The 18,497-nt window shown below is 57.8% G+C and carries 15 protein-coding genes; 13 read left to right on the top strand and 2 right to left on the bottom strand.

What is annotated here, in order from left to right:
• Window positions 1-9: 9 nt before the first annotated feature.
• Genes AC0B60_RS08620 through AC0B60_RS08585 form a run of 8 tightly spaced genes read left to right on the top strand, consistent with a single transcriptional unit; the run spans window position 10 to window position 7,917 of the window.
• The gene (locus AC0B60_RS08620; protein WP_465085344.1) at window positions 10-1,653 is read left to right on the top strand and encodes a tetratricopeptide repeat protein; all 1,644 of its coding nucleotides are present in this window, start codon (window positions 10-12) and stop codon (window positions 1,651-1,653) included.
• A complete protein-coding gene (locus AC0B60_RS08615; protein ID WP_465085343.1) occupies window positions 1,650-4,442 on the top strand; it encodes a hypothetical protein in 2,793 nt (930 codons plus the stop codon). Before AC0B60_RS08620 ends, AC0B60_RS08615 begins: the two co-directional genes overlap by 4 nt.
• A complete protein-coding gene (locus tag AC0B60_RS08610; RefSeq protein WP_465085342.1) occupies window positions 4,432-4,899 on the top strand; it encodes a tetratricopeptide repeat protein in 468 nt (155 codons plus the stop codon). The genes AC0B60_RS08615 and AC0B60_RS08610 overlap by 11 nt, the downstream gene beginning before the upstream one ends.
• Window positions 4,900-5,250, top strand: a complete 351-nt coding sequence (locus AC0B60_RS08605) for a hypothetical protein (protein WP_465085341.1) — start codon at window positions 4,900-4,902, stop codon at window positions 5,248-5,250. It begins immediately after the preceding gene.
• Window positions 5,251-5,268: 18 nt separating this feature from the next.
• Window positions 5,269-5,913, top strand: a complete 645-nt coding sequence (locus AC0B60_RS08600) for a MotA/TolQ/ExbB proton channel family protein (RefSeq protein ID WP_465085340.1) — start codon at window positions 5,269-5,271, stop codon at window positions 5,911-5,913.
• A 15-nt stretch (window positions 5,914-5,928) separates the two neighbouring features.
• Complete coding sequence (locus AC0B60_RS08595) at window positions 5,929-6,444, top strand: ExbD/TolR family protein (protein ID WP_465085339.1); 516 nt, start codon at window positions 5,929-5,931, stop codon at window positions 6,442-6,444.
• The gene (locus tag AC0B60_RS08590; RefSeq protein ID WP_465085338.1) at window positions 6,441-6,935 is read left to right on the top strand and encodes an ExbD/TolR family protein; all 495 of its coding nucleotides are present in this window, start codon (window positions 6,441-6,443) and stop codon (window positions 6,933-6,935) included. Before AC0B60_RS08595 ends, AC0B60_RS08590 begins: the two co-directional genes overlap by 4 nt.
• The gene (locus AC0B60_RS08585) at window positions 6,928-7,917 is read left to right on the top strand and encodes an AgmX/PglI C-terminal domain-containing protein (RefSeq protein WP_465085337.1); all 990 of its coding nucleotides are present in this window, start codon (window positions 6,928-6,930) and stop codon (window positions 7,915-7,917) included. The genes AC0B60_RS08590 and AC0B60_RS08585 overlap by 8 nt, the downstream gene beginning before the upstream one ends.
• A gap of 22 nt (window positions 7,918-7,939) precedes the next feature.
• On the opposite strand, the gene AC0B60_RS08580 is transcribed toward AC0B60_RS08585, so the two are convergent.
• Window positions 7,940-8,425 carry a MaoC/PaaZ C-terminal domain-containing protein gene (locus AC0B60_RS08580; protein WP_465085336.1) on the bottom strand — a complete coding sequence of 162 codons (486 nt, stop codon included), beginning with the start codon at window positions 8,423-8,425 and terminating at the stop codon, window positions 7,940-7,942.
• 196 nt (window positions 8,426-8,621) lie between these two features.
• On the opposite strand from AC0B60_RS08580, the gene AC0B60_RS08575 reads away from it, so the two are divergent.
• The 3 genes from AC0B60_RS08575 (at window position 8,622) to AC0B60_RS08565 (ending at window position 15,603) form a co-directional block, all read left to right on the top strand.
• Window positions 8,622-10,298, top strand: a complete 1,677-nt coding sequence (locus AC0B60_RS08575; RefSeq protein ID WP_465085335.1) for an AMP-binding protein — start codon at window positions 8,622-8,624, stop codon at window positions 10,296-10,298.
• 155 nt (window positions 10,299-10,453) lie between these two features.
• A complete protein-coding gene (gene hrpA, locus AC0B60_RS08570) occupies window positions 10,454-14,380 on the top strand; it encodes an ATP-dependent RNA helicase HrpA (RefSeq protein WP_465085334.1) in 3,927 nt (1,308 codons plus the stop codon).
• 101 nt (window positions 14,381-14,481) lie between these two features.
• A complete protein-coding gene (locus tag AC0B60_RS08565; RefSeq protein ID WP_465085333.1) occupies window positions 14,482-15,603 on the top strand; it encodes a beta-ketoacyl-ACP synthase III in 1,122 nt (373 codons plus the stop codon).
• Window positions 15,604-15,628: 25 nt separating this feature from the next.
• Here AC0B60_RS08565 and AC0B60_RS08560 read toward each other — a convergent pair whose 3' ends face one another.
• The gene (locus tag AC0B60_RS08560) at window positions 15,629-16,036 is read right to left on the bottom strand and encodes an acyl-CoA thioesterase (RefSeq protein ID WP_465085332.1); all 408 of its coding nucleotides are present in this window, start codon (window positions 16,034-16,036) and stop codon (window positions 15,629-15,631) included.
• Between the two features lie 95 nt (window positions 16,037-16,131).
• Between AC0B60_RS08560 and AC0B60_RS08555 the strand changes: the two genes are divergently transcribed.
• The gene (locus AC0B60_RS08555; RefSeq protein WP_465085331.1) at window positions 16,132-16,923 is read left to right on the top strand and encodes an MlaA family lipoprotein; all 792 of its coding nucleotides are present in this window, start codon (window positions 16,132-16,134) and stop codon (window positions 16,921-16,923) included.
• Window positions 16,924-16,959: 36 nt separating this feature from the next.
• Window positions 16,960-18,447, top strand: coding sequence for a DUF3336 domain-containing protein (locus AC0B60_RS08550; protein ID WP_465085330.1), 1,488 nt, complete (start codon window positions 16,960-16,962; stop codon window positions 18,445-18,447).
• The last annotated feature ends 50 nt before the right edge of the window (window positions 18,448-18,497 follow it).

Here is an 18,497-nt window from a genome sequence, read left to right as displayed (position 1 = left end):
GGCGGAGGGATGGTCGTGCGCGCTAAGCTTTGGAAAGCTTCCACTCTGTTTGCCCTCAGCCTGACCGTGGCCCTTTTTCCGGGGCTGGCGTTCGGGGGCGGCGATCTCGCGTCGTTACGTTCGGGGCTTGCACAATTTGCGCTGGACACCCATGACCCGGCCACAGCTTTGCGTTATACCCGGAATGCCGCTACCGAGGCCGACCGCCTGGTTCGCGCTAAAGCACTTTTGGTAACCGGGAATCATCAAGGGGCTGAACGTCTTCTGAGTGAACTGCTCGAAGGTCAGTATTACCGTGGACAGGCAGCATTACTACTGGCGGAACTGGCGACGGAACACGGCGATAACGAAGCCCGGGGATACCTTGAAACAGCCGCGAAGCGGGCCAGCGGTAGTGCCCGGCAGAAGGCGCTTTACCAGTTGGCAGAAATCGAGCGGGACGCCGGACATACCGATCGAGCCGGAAAGGTGCTGGCCTCTATGGAGCCTGGCTACTGGGCAGCGCTGGGTTACATGAATATTGCGGCTGACTATGGCAGGCAGGACCGAGATCCCTCGCGAGCACTGGTTGCACTTCGAGTGGCACTGGCCATGTCCGGAGAAGACGTCAATAGCCAGCGCAGCCAGGAGCTCAGAAGCCGACTACTGGTTCGCGCCGGCTACCTTGCCTACGACCACGAAGACTACGAAAAGGCCATCGGTTTCCTGGAAAAAATTCCGCTGGAAAGCTACAGCATACCTCATGGCCTGTACCTACACGGTCTTGCGCTTTCGGCCAGCGGTAACCAGCGGGCGGCCATGCAGTCCTGGCACCGGGCCAAGAAATACCCGCTGGCCTATCCTGGTGTGGCTAATGCCTGGCTTGGGACTGGCCGGGGGTACGACCTTGCCGGTTATCTGGGTCAGGCCGGGGAAGCTTATCTTGCTGCAAATGCTTCCTATGAAAGCGAACGTGTGACACTTCGCAAACTGGCTGACCAGATTCGCCAGAAAGGGGCCTATCAGTCATTGGTGCTGGATGCCCGGAATTCCGAGGCCCAATGGTTCCTTGCGGACAACCGCACCCTCACACAGCCCCGTACTGCCTATCTTCTTCGCTTCATCGAGCAGCCCGGTGCCCAGGCCGCCGTCAACCGGGTGGCTGAACTGAGAGAGATGACGCAAACACTGGACCAGAGGGAAGGCAGCCTTGGTGTTTTTCGGGGTGCCATCAGTGAGCGTTTGGGGCCGGTGGGGCTTGACGTCGATGGCGGTCCCTTCAGCGAGGACATTGAAGCGCTGGTGCAGCGGTTAGCGAACCTGAAGGCCGGGACCATCTCTCCTGCACAACAAGAGGCGCTGAAAGGTGTGACCACCACATTAGCCGATCTGAAGGCGTCCGTTGGCAGGCTTGATGGCAGATTGAAAAAGAAAGATCGCGAACTCAATGAATTGATGACACGTACCGACCACGCGCTGGAGCGGATACGGTCGGTTCGTCGCACTGCCGAGGCGCTTTTGAGTAAGGCAGAGTCGGTACTGGATGAAATGGCTCTGGCCTATGTCGAAGAGCAGGACCACCGTATGGCGTTTGCGTTGGATCGGACCGAGCAGCAGATTGCCCACCTCTACGAGTACCTGGCCTTGGAAAACCTCGAGCGAGGTCAGCCATGAAACCAGTGGTGTCGATTTCCCTGACCGCACTATTAGCAACGTTCACGGCGGGTGCGCAGGCACAGGAATCTTTCCGGGTAGAGCTGGGTCGCGACGGCGAAACAATCGCTGATATGCGCCCGGTATTCCTGGAATTTCAGTCTCGCCCGATGCCGGCGATATCGCCAACGGAAGTTGCTCGTCGATACCAGCGACTGTTTGAACATTCTGATGAACCTGAAGTACGCATTGATGCACTCAATCGGCTTTCCAATATCCAGAAGGTGACAGACGAAGACGTCAGCTTCAGCGAAGAACGCGAACAACAGGTTTACCGACAGGCGTTGGAAAGTTACGAATCCATCCTCGATCGAGGGGCATACCAGGGCCGGCTAGATGAACTGCTTTACCAGATGGCAAAGGCCCATGCCTACACTGGTCAGGCGGAGGAATCTATTGACCGGCTACGCCAACTGGTTGGTCTCTATCCTTCGTCTTCCCTGGTACCAGAGGCCCGTTTCCGCATTGCCGAAGCAGCGTTTTCGGCGCAAGCCTATGCCGAAGCTGAATCCGAGTACAGCCGTGTATTATCGAGTGCTGGCGCGGAGAGCCTGAAAACCAAGGCCCGGTACATGCAGGGCTGGAGCCAGTACAAGCAAGGCCCTTCTGCCCGGCGGAGGGCAGGAAAGACCTTCCTGGCGGTACTGGATGGTTTCGGTGAGGAAACCGGCGGATTTCGCCGCATTCCCGCCAACGACGCCGAACTGGTTGACGACACCTTCAGGATTGTCGCCCTGATGGCGGCGGAAGACCGGGGCGTTGAGTCCCTGGCAGGTTGGTTGGCCGAGGCAGGTGGAAAGAGCTACGGGTACCTGCTGTACGACCGGCTGGCAGATTACTACGCCAGCAACCGACGTTATGAAGACAGCGTGGCAGTGAACAATGCCTTCGTCCGAGATTACGAGGCGCACACAGCCGTACCGGCTTTTCTGGCCCAGAATGTGGACGTCTGGCGCCTGGCTGGCCGAACCGATTTCGCAAGGGCCGCCAGAGCTGAGTTTGTCCAGGCGTTTTCAGGCGATGACCGTTACCAACAACTTGCCGTGGCGGATCAGGAACGCTGGCGGAATTTCAGTCGGTCACTGGCGGACTATCACTATGATCATGCGGATAAGGCGCAGGGAAGTCGCCAAGCGGCGTCCTTCCGGCTGGCAGCTGGTTACTACAGCCTGTTGGCGGACCGAAGCAGCCGGAGGGGTGAGGTTCTTCGTCTGGCAGGTGATGCGTTCCTGCAGGCAGGCGAGCAACCTGACGCCTTCGAGCATTATCAACAGGCAGCTTATGCTACTAGAGGATATTCGGCAGCTGCGGATGCCGCCTGGGCGGCCATACTGATTCAGCGTGACGCGCTGGAGAATCGCAATTCGCTGCCCGCAACTCTGGACGACCTGGCCTCTTCGGCCGACCGCTTCGCCGCTGAGTTCCCCTCAGACCAACGACAGCCGGGTTTGGCTGTGGACATTTCCACTCGTATGCTCGCGCGGAACCGTCATGCTGAAGCCCTTCGGTTTGCTGAGGTTGCCATCGCCCACCCGTCTGTCAGTACCGCCGAACGTTACAGTGCCTGGGTAGCCGCCGGTGAGGCGCACGGGGCGATGGAGTCGTTTGGGCTCGCTGAACATGCCTGGCGTAAATCGCTGGGACTGATCGCTAATGAGCCATTACGGGAAGCACGGGCCAATGATGCCGACAGCCTGCAGCGTCAATTGGCCGGCAGCATCTACTACCAGGGAGAGAAAGCCGCGAGCGAGGGCCGTATCGATACCTCCGTGGCGCATTTCCAGCGTGTGGAGTCTGCACTTCCAGGGTCGGATATCGCGATCAAGGGTCGTTATGACGCAGCGAATACACTTCTGAAGGCGGAGCGCTGGCAGGCCGCCGCCAATGAACTGACCCGGTTTCGCATGGATTATCCACAGCATGACCTAACCACTAACGTGAGCGAAAAGTTGGTGTTCGCCTATCAGTCATCGGGCCAACTGGTGCGGGCGGCGGATGAAATCATGCATGCGGAAGAGAAGGAGTCGCCCTCCTGGCGCCAACAGTTGCGGGCGGCGGAGCTTTATCACAAGGCGGAAGCCTACAAGCGTCGGAATCTCATCTATGCCGCGTGGCTCAATCGCGACACTGCTGCTTCCGACTCCGACAGCCATATTCGTAACCAGACCCTGCGTCAGCGCCTTGTACTCGATAATGTGGAGCCGCGTCGATATCGAATCGATCTGGTGGAGCGAGAGCTGGCCAGCCAATGGCATTCGAAAGACACGCTGGCCTGGGCCGGGCGTGCTGCCATCGTGCTTGGTGAGGAGGCGTCCGAACGGTTTGCCGACGTTCCGCTGCAGAGTCCATTGGCCGAATCCCTGGCGCGCAAACAGGCGGCCCTCTCTGCTGCTCGGGAACGCCTGTCACAAGCTGAAGAGCTGGCCGGTGAGGGCGCGCGTTCGGAAATCCTGTTCCGTCGGGCCGAGCTATACAGGGTGATGGCGCAGGATCTAATGACGTCGGAGGCGCCGGCAAATCTGAACGATCTTGAGGCAACCCAGTACCGGATGTTGCTTGAAGAGGAGGCTTACCCATTCGAGGAAAAAGCCATTGACCTGCACGCAGAGAATCATCAACGCCTGGCGGAAGGTCGGTTTGATGGGTGGGTGGAGCGCAGCCTGCGTGTACTGGCTGATTTATTCCCCGGCCGGTACGACCGGGAGGTGCGCTGGATGACGTGGAATGAGGAGGCGAACGATGATGCCTGAAATAGCACGCGGGGTTCTGCTTTCGGGTTGCCTCGCCCTGCTGGTGGGTTGTGCCAGTCAGCCCAAACCGGAGCCGGTGGTCATCAACACCGCTGAGGCCAGTGAGCTGGCGCGTCAAGCCTGGCAGGCACATCAGCAGGGTCGAAAAAACGACGCCCTCGAACGGTACCGTGAGGCCTTCAGTATAAACCCGGGTAACGCGCTCACGGCCAACAACCTGGCGTTGTTGCTGCGAGAGCAGGGCCGATTTGATGAAGCGGTGACGGTGCTCGAGACGGGGGTCAGACATTCCCCGGCTACCGCCGAACTGCATTACAACCTTGCCGTTATCTCAGAGCTGTATCTGCTGGACCTGGACGGCGCGCTGGCGCATTACCGCCGTTACCGCGAACTGGCGGGTACCGGGGAGAAGCAGGTGGCCGGGTGGATTGCAGACCTCGAACGGAGGCTGGACTGAATGCGCTTCTATCGACGATTGGCGGCTGTCGGCGTGACCTTGATGCTTAGTCCTTTGATGGCCTTCGCGAATGAGCCGCCCAATAGCTCGGGCACGTCTGCCACCAAAGCTGCTGATAACACCGTCGCGTTGGGCGTGGACGGAATCAATCGCCATACCGGAGACGACGATCCTGGCGTGCTTTATATCCTGCCCTGGCAGCCGCCGACCTTGCCCAGGCGTTCACGCGCTGAACTGGATGCCGGAAGCGAGGAACTGCTCGAACCCAAGGATCCGCTGACCCTTGAGCGTCACCGGACGTTTCGTGAAACCCTGAATCCATTGTTGGATTCCACCCTTTCCCTGCAGTAGAGAACCGGGAGTCTGAATATGCTGGAAACTGTTGTTCGTTTTTTTCAGGAAGGTGGCCCCTTCATGTACCCGATTGCCATTGTGCTGGCCGTCGGCCTGGCGATTACCGTTGAGCGTTTCATCTACCTCGCTTCGGTGCGCCGCCGGAACCGGCTTGCCTTTGAGAAGGGCATACTGCCGCTACTCAGGAAACGGGACTACCACCGAGCGATGAAAGCAGCGACAAGCTCTGACAGCGCCATAGCGTCGATCATGAGCGCCGGCATTGGTCGCCTGCTGAACAATCACCCTCGCGAAGACGTAGAGTACGCCATGGAAGAGGGGTTGATGGAGGTCTTGCCCCGTCTTGAAAAGCGTACTCAATACCTGGCAACCCTGGCCAATATTGCCACGCTCCTCGGCCTGCTGGGCACCATCATCGGTCTCATCGCCGCGTTTACGGCCGTGGCCGCTGCAGATCCGTCCCAGAAGGCGTCGCTGTTATCGGAAAGCATCTCGGTTGCCATGAACACCACGGCGTTCGGGCTCATGTCGGCCATTCCCCTGTTGATGTTTCACGCGCTGCTTCAGACCCGTACCAATGAGATTGTCGACAGTTTTGAAATGGCCGGGGTGAAACTGCTGAACATTATCTCCGAGCAGCCCGCCCCACACTCCGCCTGAACCAGGGTTTGCCGCATGAGACGAAAGCATCGCAGGCTTGTCAGTAATCCGGAACTGGATATCACGCCATTCCTGAACCTGATGATCGTGTTGGTCCCGGTATTGCTGCTGGGCATGGTCTTTACCCAGATTCGTATGATTGAGCTCGACTTTCCCGGGATGGAGCCGGGTGAGGCGCCAAAGGCTGATGAACTAAGGCTGGTGGTGGCGTTGATACCTCAGGGTCTGGAAGTGTTGGACAGTGACAGGGGAGTGATACGAACCCTGCCGTTGGTTGAGGGTGAGCAGAACTTCGGAGGGCTGAGGGAAACCCTGAAACAGGTCAAGAAGCGGGTGCCGGAGAAGACCGATATCGTCCTGGAGGTAAGTCCCGACATCGACTATCAGACCCTGGTGACTGCAATGGACACGCTTCGCTCCTATCCGGCAGTTGTTGCGGCCAATGTGGTGGAAGGAGAGCTTTTTCCGGACGTGGCACTGGCAGATGCACCTGAAAACCGTACGCTAGCCGGTGACGGGGAGGGCGCATGAAAACCTCTCGCCGAGCTCGCCGTATTCAGCGCCACTACAGTCGTATGCACCGCCCAGGGGGCCTGAACCTGGTGTCCCTGATGGACATCTTCACGATTCTGGTGTTTTTCCTGATGGTGAACTCGTCCGATGTAAAGGTTATGCAGAACACGGCCGATGTCCCATTGCCGCAATCGACCGCGAACAAGGAGGCGGTTGAAACCCTGATGGTCCAGGTAATCGGCCGGTCCATTCTCGTACAGGGCCGGGAAGTTGCACGGCTGGATGGCATTGAAGTAGGGGACACCACCATTGGTGGACTGGCGGATGAGCTTGCCTGGGTGCGCAACCGGCGGGGCGAAGTGCCAGAGCAGGGGCATGTGGTGACCATTATGGCGGGCCGTGCTACCGACTACCGGTTGCTGAGAAAGATTATGCAGACCTGTATTGACGAAGATTTCCGACAGGTCCGGCTGGCGGTTGAGTCGGCGAGGGAGGTAGGCAATGGCTGAACGTCAGAATCTCCCGCCCAACAACCTCTCCTCCGGGCTGCCATGGGGGGCAGAACAGGGCGAGAACCGCCGCTTTGTGCTGGCGTTGTTGGTGATGGTGGCGGTCTTTCTGCCTCCTGCGCTGCTGATCCCGGCGCTTCAGCTCCCTGAACCCGATCGCAGCGAGGCGGAGAAGATTCCACCCCAGTTGGCGCGACTGGTAGAGCAACGCGAGCCGCCAAAGCCGATTCCAGTGCCTGAGGTTGAACCTGAACCCGAGCCGGCCCCGGAACCTGAACCGGAACCTGAGAGTGCAGAACCCAAAGCAGTCGAGCCGGAATTGGCAGAGGAGGTAACCCCACCCGAGCCTGTGCGCCCGACACCCGCTCCTTCCCAAACGGTCGAGCAGGCCCGTGAAACGGCGTCCAGGTCGGGCCTGATGGCGATGCAGGACCAGCTCGCCAGTATGCGGGCACCGGAACCGAAAACCGTGGACACTCTCGCAGCCAATGTCGAGGCTAAGGCCGCTAGTGGCGCGGGAGACCTGTTTAGTGCCGACGCTAACCCCGACAGGGCACTTGCTGGCAGCGGCGGCGTTACTCGGGAAGCGGCACCTGAAACCGAGGTGGCGGTGGCCGGCCATCAGGTACGGAATGTAGATGTGGCACAGGAAGCAGCGCTAGAATCCGCGCCGGAGCCCGCCAGCGGACCGGGGCAGCGGGGGATGAGTAACATCCGCCAGGTGTTCGACGCCCAGAAGACGTCGCTGTATTCCCTTTACCGGCGTGAACTGCGACAGGACCCAACGCTGGAAGGAAAGGTCATGTTGGAGCTGGTGATCGAACCGGACGGGTCAGTATCGAGTTGCGAGGTGGTGAGCTCCGAGCTTGGCAATCAAAGCCTTGAGCAACGAATTGCGATGCGCGTGCGCCTGTTCGATTTCGGCGAGGACGATGTGGAACCCAGAACGGTGCGATTCCCCATCGATTTCCTGCCGGGTTAATCCCAGCGGCGCCCATATTACACTAGTGAGCTATGGTAATTTTGGGGAGCTGTGGTTTGCTCAGGGACAGCTTTTGGGTGGGGGCGATCACTTTCGCCTCGCCCGTCACAACCCGCTCATCGTTCTGGTTGCGGACATCACAGGACAGGGTTACCCGGTTTTTGCGTTCCTTTGCCAGTACGGTCAATGTTACGGTCAGGGTGTCGTCCAGCTTTACCGGGCGCTTGAAGGTCAGGCTCTGTTCCAGATAAATGGTGCCTGGACCGGGCATAACGGTGGCCAGGGCCGCAGAGATCAGTGAGCCACTCCACATGCCATGGGCAATCCGTTCCTGGAACATGGAGTCGGCGGCGAACTCCGAATCCAGGTGGACCGGGTTAACATCTCCGGATACCGCAGCGAACAACACCAACTCATCCTCAGTCAGTGTTTTCACATAGGTTGCGGAGTCGCCTTCCTGGAGTTCGTCGTAGGTGATGTTCTCAAGCGTGTCCAAAGTGTCGCTCATGATGGGCTCCAGTGTTGGGGGTGGGGTTAGGTTGGTGGCTACAACCGCTACAGTTCTGCTTTGAAAACTACCTCATCGTTCACAAAACTGCTATTCTCTCCCGACTTTTCGAGGCTGATACTTTTGTCTGGTTGATTTTTTGACCAAAACGACATTGGTAAACATTATAAGCACAAATGCCAAACAGGAGATGGTGATGGATTTTGAGCAGTTCTATCAGGACAAATATCCCGCTGGTGTGTCCCGCGACGTAGACCTGGACAAATACAGTAGCATGGTTGACGTATTTGATCAGGCCGTGAATAAGTACGCTGATCGCCCTGCCTTCAGTGCCGTTGGCGCCACACTCACCTATCGCGACCTGGACACCCAGAGCCGGAACTTTGCCGCCTGGATACAGAACAAGACCGACCTCAAGCCGGGCGACCGGATTGCGGTGCAAATGCCCAACGTGTCCCAGTATCCTGTTGTCGTTTTTGGCGCCATGCGCGCGGGCCTGATAGTGGTGAATACCAACCCGCTGTACACCACTCGCGAAATGGAACATCAGTTCAATGATTCCGGCGCCAAGGCGCTTGTAGTACTGGCAAACATGGCCTACAACGCCGAGAAAGTGCTTCCCCATACCAGCATCGAGCATGTCATTGTTACCGAAATTGCCGACATGCACTCGCCGTTGAAGCGTACGCTGATGAACGCAGCGGTGAAGCATCTGAAGAAGATGGTTCCGGCTTTCAGTTTGCCCCAGGCTCACAAACTTCCGGCGGTGCTCAGCGCAGGCGCCAGGGAAAAATTCTCCCCGGTAGAGTGTAAGAAAGACGACATTGCCGTGCTGCAGTACACCGGTGGCACTACGGGTGTGGCCAAGGGTGCCATGCTGACCCATGGCAACCTGGTATCCAACCTCCTGCAGGTTCGGCCGATGATGGAAGATTCAGTGGACGAGGGCACGGAAGTGGTTATTGCTCCGCTACCGCTGTACCACATCTACTCGTTCACCCTGAACTGCGGCATCATGCTGGAAGCGGGCGCCCACAACGTTCTTATCCCGAATCCCCGCGATATTCCAGGATTCGTGAAGGAACTGAAGAACCATCGCTTCACGGCCTTCCTGGGGCTGAATACCCTGTTCGTGGCGCTGTGCAACAACGACGAATTCAACGCCCTTGATTTCAGTGGCCTGAAGCTGACATCGTCCGGCGGCATGGCGCTAACCAGCGACACCGCGAAGATGTGGCAGCGTGTCACGGGGTGTGAGATCAGTGAAGGTTACGGTATGACTGAAACCTCGCCGGTTGTCACGTTCAATCCCAATAGCGCGATCCAGCTTGGCACCATTGGCTTGCCAATTCCCGGTACCGAGGTTAAAACCATCGACGACGATGGCAACGAAACGCCTCTCGGTGAGCCCGGCGAACTGTGTGTAAAGGGGCCGCAGGTGATGCGTGGATACTGGCAGCGCCCGGAAGACACCCAGAAGTCCTTCACGGACGACGGTTTCCTGCAGACGGGTGACATTGCCCTTATCCAGGAAGATGGCTACATCCGCATTGTTGATCGCAAGAAGGACATGATTATCGTGTCTGGCTTCAATGTCTTCCCCAACGAAATTGAAGACGTGGTCAGCGGCCATCCAAAAGTGGTTGAGTGTGCGGCCGTCGGTGTTCCCGATGACAAGAGTGGCGAAGCGGTGAAGGTCTATCTGGTGGCAACCGCGGAAGGTGTTACCGAAAATGAACTCAAAGAGTTCTGCCGCGAACGCCTGACAGCCTACAAAGTGCCCAAGTCCTTCGTGTTCCGCGACGAACTGCCAAAGACCAACGTAGGCAAGATCCTGCGGCGTGAGCTTCGCGACGAGGCCAACAGCAAGTAACCGGTTCGTGCGGGCGGTTTGATCGCCCCAAACGGATGTCTTAAACCCCGCCTCGGCGGGGTTTTTCCGTTTAACGTGGCGCGGTATATCGTTAGACTGTCGCCACTCCCGAAGCGAGCCGGGTATCCAAGATCCAACAACGGTAAAACGGACCGATGACGCAAGCCCCCCCGGAACAGCCCACAAATACGCCAGACAGCAAGGCCGCTGTAAAAGCCATCATGGAGCAGTTGGACACCTGCAACCAGTTGGAAGCCGCCCGTATTCACAAGCTGGTGGCCCGAAAAAAAGGGCGCCCGGGCCAGACGGATCTTGAGAAGATGGCGCAATGGCTCGATCGGGGGCAGGCGCGTGTCACGCAGCGCCAGGCGATGCACAAGCCAGCCACGTTTCCGTCATCACTGCCAGTGTCCGAACGGGTCGATGATATCCGTGAGGCTATTGAGCAGAACCAGGTAGTGATCATTGCCGGTGAAACCGGTTCTGGTAAGACGACCCAGATTCCCAAAATCTGCATGAACAGCGGCCGGGGCATTCGCGGGCTGATCGGCCACACCCAGCCCCGCCGGATTGCAGCTCGTACCGTTGCCGGCCGAATCGCGGAGGAGCTAGGAGAGCAGACTGGTGGCCAGGTGGGGTATCAGGTGCGCTTTACCGACACCACGTCTGACCAGTCCCGGGTCAAAGTCATGACCGACGGCATCCTGCTGTCGGAAGTCCAGCATGACCGGTTCCTGGATCGTTACGATACCCTGATTATTGATGAGGCTCACGAGCGCAGCCTTAACATCGACTTTCTGATGGGCTACCTGCGGCAACTGTTGCCGAAACGGCCTGACCTCAAGGTCATTATTACCTCCGCCACCATCGAGGTAGAGCGCTTCAGCGAGTTCTTCAACGGCGCGCCGGTCATTGAAGTCAGTGGGCGGACGTATCCGGTAGATGTGCGTTACCGCCCCCTTACCGGCGATGAAGACGACCGGGACCAGGGATGGACGGATGGCGTGCTGCGAGCGATGGAGGAAATCGAGCAGCACGAGCGTGCGGAAAAGCAGCCACCGGGCGATGTGCTCATATTCCTGCCCGGCGAGCGGGAAATTCGCAGTCTCAGCAAGGTGCTGCGACACGCCGACCTGCGCCATACCGAAGTGCTGCCGTTATATTCGCGGCTCAGTAACCAGGAACAGAACCGGATATTCCAGGGCCATCGGGGCCGTCGGATGGTGCTCTCGACCAACGTCGCGGAAACCTCCCTGACCGTACCGGGCATACGCTATGTCATCGACACCGGTGTGGCCCGTATCAGTCGTTACAGCGTGCGCTCAAAAATTCAACGCCTGCCTATTGAGCCGGTGTCCCAGGCCAGCGCCAACCAGCGTGCCGGGCGCTGTGGCCGGGTGGCCCCGGGAATCTGTTTCCGGCTTTACGATGAAACCGATTTTATTAATCGGCCGGAGTACACTGACCCGGAAATCCTGCGCACCAACTTGGCATCCGTTATTCTGCAGATGACCACGTCGGGGCTTGGGGACATCCGCCATTTTCCATTCCTTGAGCCGCCCGACCGTCGCCTGATCAATGATGGCTACAAACTGCTTGAAGAGCTTGGAGCCGTTGACGACAAGCGCCGTGTGACAAACCTCGGCCGTACCATGGCGCGCCTGCCGCTGGACCCAAGGCTGGCGCGCATGCTGGTGACTTCCTCGGAACAGGGCAGCCTGGCGGAAACGCTGGTGATCATTGCCGGCCTGAGCGTTCAGGATCCAAGAGAGCGGCCCCAGGACAAACAGCAGGCTGCCGATCAGGCCCACGCGCCGTTCAATGACAAGGAATCGGATTTTCTGACCTTGTTGAATATCTGGAATTTTTACGAGGAGCAGCGCCAGGAACTGTCTCAGAATCAGCTGAAAAAAGTCTGTCAGAAAAGTTTCCTGTCGTGGATGCGGATGCGGGAATGGCGTGACATTCACCGGCAACTGACGTTGATCTGCCGCGAACAGAAACTAAAACTGAATAGAGACGCTGCCAGTTACGAGTCGCTGCACAAGGCCATTCTTGCGGGCTTGCTGGGGCAGGTGGCCGTGAAACTCGAAAAGAAAGAGTATCTGGCGACCCGCAATCGTAAGGTCATGATCTTTCCGGGCTCGAAAGTGTCGAAAACCGGACCGAAGTGGATAGTGGCAGCGGAGATTGTCGAAACCAGCCGGGTGTTCGCCAGGGTAGTGGCGAAGATTGAGCCGGAATGGATCGAACCCCTGGCCGGACATGTGGTGAAGCATCACTTTTTCGAACCCCATTGGGAGCAGAAACGTGCCCAGGTGATGGGCTATGAAAAGGTCAGCCTCTATGGCCTGGACATCATTGCCAAGCGTCGAATTCCTTACAGCAAGGTGGACCCGGCCGAGTGTCGCAACCTGTTCATTCGCCGCGCCCTGGTGGAAGGCGATTACCTGTCCAAGGCGCCCTTCATTGCCCGCAACCGCGAACTGCTGGACACCGTCGAGAACCTCGAGCGCAAGACGCGGCGGCGGGACCTGTTGGTGGAGGACGAAGCGCTGGTGGCGTTCTACGATCAGCGCCTGCCCGAAGACATTGTTAGCGGCCGTCATTTCGAAAGCTGGTGGAAACAGCTCAGTGCTGACCAGCTCCGTGACATGGAGTTGACGGAGACCGATATCCTCCAGCGCCCAGTGGATGAGCAAGCGGGCTCACTTTATCCGGACTATCTGGAGTGGGAAGGAGTGAGGTATCCCCTCAGCTATGAATTTGAGCCCACCAGCGAGCGGGATGGCGTTACGCTGCAGGCACCGGTGATGGCCCTGAAACAACTGCCGGCACGGCGGCTTGAATGGCTTGTGCCGGGGCTTCTGCGGGAAAAGTGCATCGCTCTGGTGAAAGGTCTTCCGAAGGCGTTGAGGCGCAATTTCGTGCCGGTACCGGATTTCGTGGATGCCGCCCTGGAGAATCTTCAGGCATCCAACGAACCATTGGCACTGCAACTGGGTGAACAGCTCCGGCGAATGACCGGTGTCAGGATCGACGTTGATGCCTGGCCACAGGAGGACCTGCCGAAACACCTGAGAATGAACCTCCGGGTTGTTGACGACGCCGGCAAGCCCATTGCCGAGGGGCGGGAAACTGAAAAGCTGCAGAGCGAACTGGAAGGGCGGGCAGAAGCTGCCTTGTCGTCGGCAACCCGCAGAGAGCCATCGGCGGAGCCAGAACGCACGTCAACGGTCTGGGATTTCGGATCGCTGCCCGAATCTGTCAGGACCGAAAAAGGCGGTATGGAAGTCACCGTATACCCGGCCCTGGAGGACATCGGGGATTCCGTGCGCCAGACACGGTTCCTGGATCGGCTCACGGCGGAGGATGCAACCCGCAAGGCGTTGGCGCGACTGATCCTGATTCGGCTGGGCAACACATTGGAGGACATTGAGCGTCGGCTACAGCACTTCAAGTCATCTGCGTTGATGTTCTCGCCGGTCGGCAAGGCGCGGGTGCTGCTGGACGATCTGCTGCTGGCCACGGCAATGCAGCATTTTGTGCCCGACGACGTGCCCCGTGACGAAAACGCGTTCGAGAGCGCGTTTAACGCAGGTCGGGCGGAGTTCATACCGGCGCTTGAGCAGGCCGACGAGCGACTGTACCAGGCCATGACGGGTTATCATGGTGTCATGAAGCAGCTCAAGGGCAAAATCAACCTCGCTCTCGCAAACAGTATGTCGGACTTGAAGTTTCAGCTGCAAAATCTTGTATATCCAGGCTTTATTGTTGCCACACCGCCAGAATGGCTTACCCATTTTGGGCGCTATTTCGAGGCAGCCAGCATCCGCTTTGAGAAGATGCCCAGAGAGCTTGGCCGTGAGCGGGAGTTCCTGCACACCATGGAGCCGCTTTGGTCCCGTTATGCCAGTAAGCGCGATGAGCAGCAGCGCCAGGGTGTAAGGGACCCAGAACTGTCACTGTACCGCTGGATGCTTGAGGAATTTCGGGTATCGTTCTTCGCGCAACAGTTGGGCACAGCTGTGCCGGTATCGGTCAAGCGCCTTGACCGGCAGTGGGAGCAGACGCGCGTGTAAGCCGGTCACGTTTGCGGGCAAAACCTTGAGACTGTGTTAGTATTTGAGCAATATTGGTGCAGTTAAATTGTTCGTTTTTACAACTATGACGTGGGGTTAGCGTGATTAGAGCCGTTATCAGCGGGACTGGGTTGTACACACCGCCAGCAACCATAACCAACGAAGAGTTGGTGGAGGCGTTCAATGCCTTCGTCGAACTTCACAATGCGCGTCATGCTGACGATATTGCCGGTGGCGATCTTGAGCCCCTGCAGCCGTCTTCGTCCGCTTTTATTGAGAAAGCGTCCGGTATCAAGCGTCGCCATGTGATTGATAAGCAGGGCATCCTTGACCCTGAACGAATGTGCCCGAATATTCCGGACCGAACCAACGAAGAAGCCTCGGTGCAATGCGAGATGGCGCTCGCAGCCAGCAACGAGGCCCTCAAACAGGCCGGCAAAACCGCCGCTGACGTTGATGCGGTTATTGTCGCCTGCTCCAATATGCAGCGCCCGTACCCGGCTATCTCCGTTGAGGTTCAGGACGCGTTGGGCATTGATGGCTTTGCCTACGACATGAACGTGGCGTGCAGCTCTGCGACCTTCGGGCTGCAGGCGGCGGCAAACGCTGTTGAGAATGGCACGGCCCGTGCGGTATTGGTGGTTAGCCCGGAAATCTGTTCCGGCCACCTGAATTTTCGCGATCGGGACAGCCACTTTATCTTTGGGGATGCCTGCACGGCCATCCTGGTGGAACGGGATTCCGACGTTGCGGAAGGGCAGGGTTTTGAGGTTCTCGGAACGAGCCTGAAAACCAAGTACTCCAACAACATTCGCAACAACTTTGGCTTCCTGAACCGAGGTGATAAAGAGGGCATAAACAAGCCGGACAAGCTGTTCGTGCAGCAGGGGCGCAAGGTGTTCAAGGAAGTGTCGCCGCTGGTGGCTGAAACCATTCTCAAGCAACTTTCCAGTCTGTCGTTGTCGCCGGATGACCTGAAGCGCATGTGGCTGCACCAGGCCAACCTGAACATGAACCAGTTGATCGCCCGCAAGGTGCTGGGACGTGACGCGGACACGAAAGAGGCGCCGGTTATTCTGGATGAGTACGCCAACACCAGCTCTGCAGGCTCGATCATTGCCTTCCACAAACACCAGGACGACTTCGACTCTGGCGAACTGGGCGTGATCTGTTCGTTTGGTGCAGGCTACTCCATCGGCAGCGTTGTAGTTCGCCGCCGATAGAATTGGGGGTTGGTGATAGGCGGTCTTATTGGGCCGCCAACGCCCTGAGCTTGTCAGGCAGTGCCATTGACGTGCGTTTGGTGCGGTCAAACCAGACAATCTTCGCATAGCCTTCCGCGTAGAGTGTGCCGGTCTCGGTATCGGTCAGGGTATGATAGGTGTCGAGGCTGGTATTGCCCGCTTTGTCGGCGTAGGTTCTGACCTCTACCGTTGCCGGGTGGGCCAGTTCCTTCAGAAAGGTGGCGCTGGTCTTTATAATGACCGGTCCGTCGGGGTCGTTTTCCGCACCCAGTTCCAGGGACGCCAGCCAGGTGATGCGGGCTTCCTCGAAAAAGCGAAAATAAACCGTATTGTTGGCATGGCCGTATGCGTCCATATCTCCCCAGCGCAAAGGCATGGAGAGTGTGCTAACCAGATTCCCGGGTACTGACATTGGGGCTACTCCTGAAAAAGGGGACAATAATAAAAAAAGCAGAGCGCCGGTATTTTCGACGAACAGAAACAGTTTTAACAACCTCAGGTTTGACGATGAGAGACATTCTTTTCCGGCACCCAGCAATCGGCGCCCTGATTTTCATCTGCCTGTTTTCAGGCAATGCGGTCGCGCAGACCGTGCAGCCAGTCAATCCAGACATGGCAGAACGAAAGCTTGATGCCCCGCCCAGCGAGATCGACCCCTATGAGGATTGGAACCGGAAGGTCTATGGCTTCAACGAAACCATTGATAACTGGTTCCTCCGCCCCGTTGCGAAAGGTTACCGCACCGTTATGCCGGGCTTTGCGGACCGCGCTGTCACCAATTTTTTCAATAATCTGACTGAAATACGTAACTTCGCAAACAGTATCTTCCAATTGAAGGGTGAATCTGCCGTCGTGGCGGCGGGTAGATTTACCTACAACACGGTTTTTGGTCTGGGTGGGTTGATCGATGTGGCCACCAAGTTTGACTTGCCTGAACGCCCGGAGGACTTTGGTCAGACCCTTGGTTATTGGGGTTCTGGGTCTGGGCCTTACCTGATGCTACCGTTTTTGGGGCCGTCGAATCCCCGGGACTTTGGCGGATTTGTATCCGACAACCTGTTGCTGCCCTCGGCCTGGGATCTGGCTGAGACTCCGGATGTCTATTATGCGAGGGCGCTTCAGATCGTTGATAAGCGTGCTGACCTGATTCCTGCGGAAGGGTTTATTTCCGGTGACGGCTATACGTTCGTGAGAAACGCATACCTGCAGCGGCGGGCTTACCTGATCAACGATGGCAAAACTGTAGATGACCCTTTTGCCAGTGGTGACGACGAGGATTTGATGCTCGACGATTTCTGACGCATCGAGTCGGCTGGAACAACGGAGGTTTACCTGATGGTTGATGACCGTATCCGGAAATTCCGCAAGATGCTCGCGGAGGCACCCAATTACGAAGTCTGGAAGGCGGCGGCACTGGAACTGGATTTCCTTGAGGGAAACGTGGAGTGGAAAGAGGAGTTTGGCTCTGACCTCTACCATTACGAGCTGATCTACGACCGGCTCAGTCACCTGCGCACGTACCGCCAACAGAATGATTTCGAGCGCCTGAAACGGGCGCTGAGGGAAGGGCTCCACCACGACCTGGGCAACATGGGCAATGCTGCCCTGTATACCCGCTCCAGGGTTGGAACCAAGCATCTGATCGAAGAATACATCGCCCAGGTGTGCGAGTCGCTGGATTTCCTGTGCGACACCAAGGTGCCGGGATTCCCGGTGGCTGACAAACTGCAGTTCTTTCGCGATACTCTGACCAGCTTTGGTCGACCGGCTTTGCTCCTTAGCGGCGGTGCCACGCTGGGTATGTTCCATTTCGGTGTCATAAAGGCGTTGTGGGAAAAAGGGTTGTTGCCGCAGGTCATTGCCGGCTCCAGCATCGGCGCCATCATCGCCGGAATGCTGGGTGTCCACAGTGATGCGGAAATTCCGGACATGCTGGTGCCTGAAAACCATGACATGAGAGCCTGGAAGTGGCGAGGGTTATTCAGTGCCATCCGGGGTGATGGCCTGATGGACCAGGAGCAGTTGAAGGCCTGCCTGCGCGCCAATATCGGTGAATACACCTTCGAGGAAGCGTTTCAGAAGACTGGACGGTCCATTAACGTGAGTGTGTCACCGGTTCAGGTTCACCAGAAAGCCCGCTTGTTGTGTGGCTATACGTCACCCTATCTGTTGGTCTGGAGCGCTGTGCTGGCCAGCGCAGCGGTACCGGGTATTTTTCCGCCGGTGCCACTGATGAAGAAAGATATCCATGGAAATGTGTTGCCTTACATGTCGCGGCTGAAGTTTGTGGACGGTTCGGTCGTCAGCGACTTGCCCATCGAACGGCTGATGCACCTCTACGACGTGAACTTTACCATTGTCAGCCAGACCAACCCCCATGTGGTGCCTTTTCTGAACCGTCGTGGGCGGGATGAAAAAATCAGTGTCGCGAATCTGCCAATGCACCTGCTGAAATCGGAAATCCAGTTCCATGGTCAGGGCCTGTTCGATTACCTGCGAAAGCGTGTGCAGCCAGAAATGCTGCGGCAGGTATCGGGCCAGATGTACACCATCATGGGGCAACGCTATTCGGGGGATGTCACCATCTCGCCGACGTATCGTCTTCGTGATTACCGCCGCATGTTGTCGAACCCCGATCCTGCGTGGGTCCGGGAGATGATACTGCAAGGTGAGCGTGCGACCTGGCCCAAGATCTCAATGATTCGCTCACACGCCAGAATCTCCAAAACCCTGGAGCGATGCATTCGCCGGTTAAAATCCGAGCAGCGCCGCTCCACGGCTGAACTGAGACTGGTAAGCAGTGCGGATTCCGGCACTTCATGAGATGACAGCCCCGGGAGCCGGGCGGTATGATACCGCGATAGCCGGGGAGC

This window comes from Marinobacter sp. V34 (assembly GCF_055524115.1).
The sequence above is the reverse complement of the archived record's forward strand: the minus strand, read 5'-3'. Positions and strand labels throughout refer to the sequence as shown.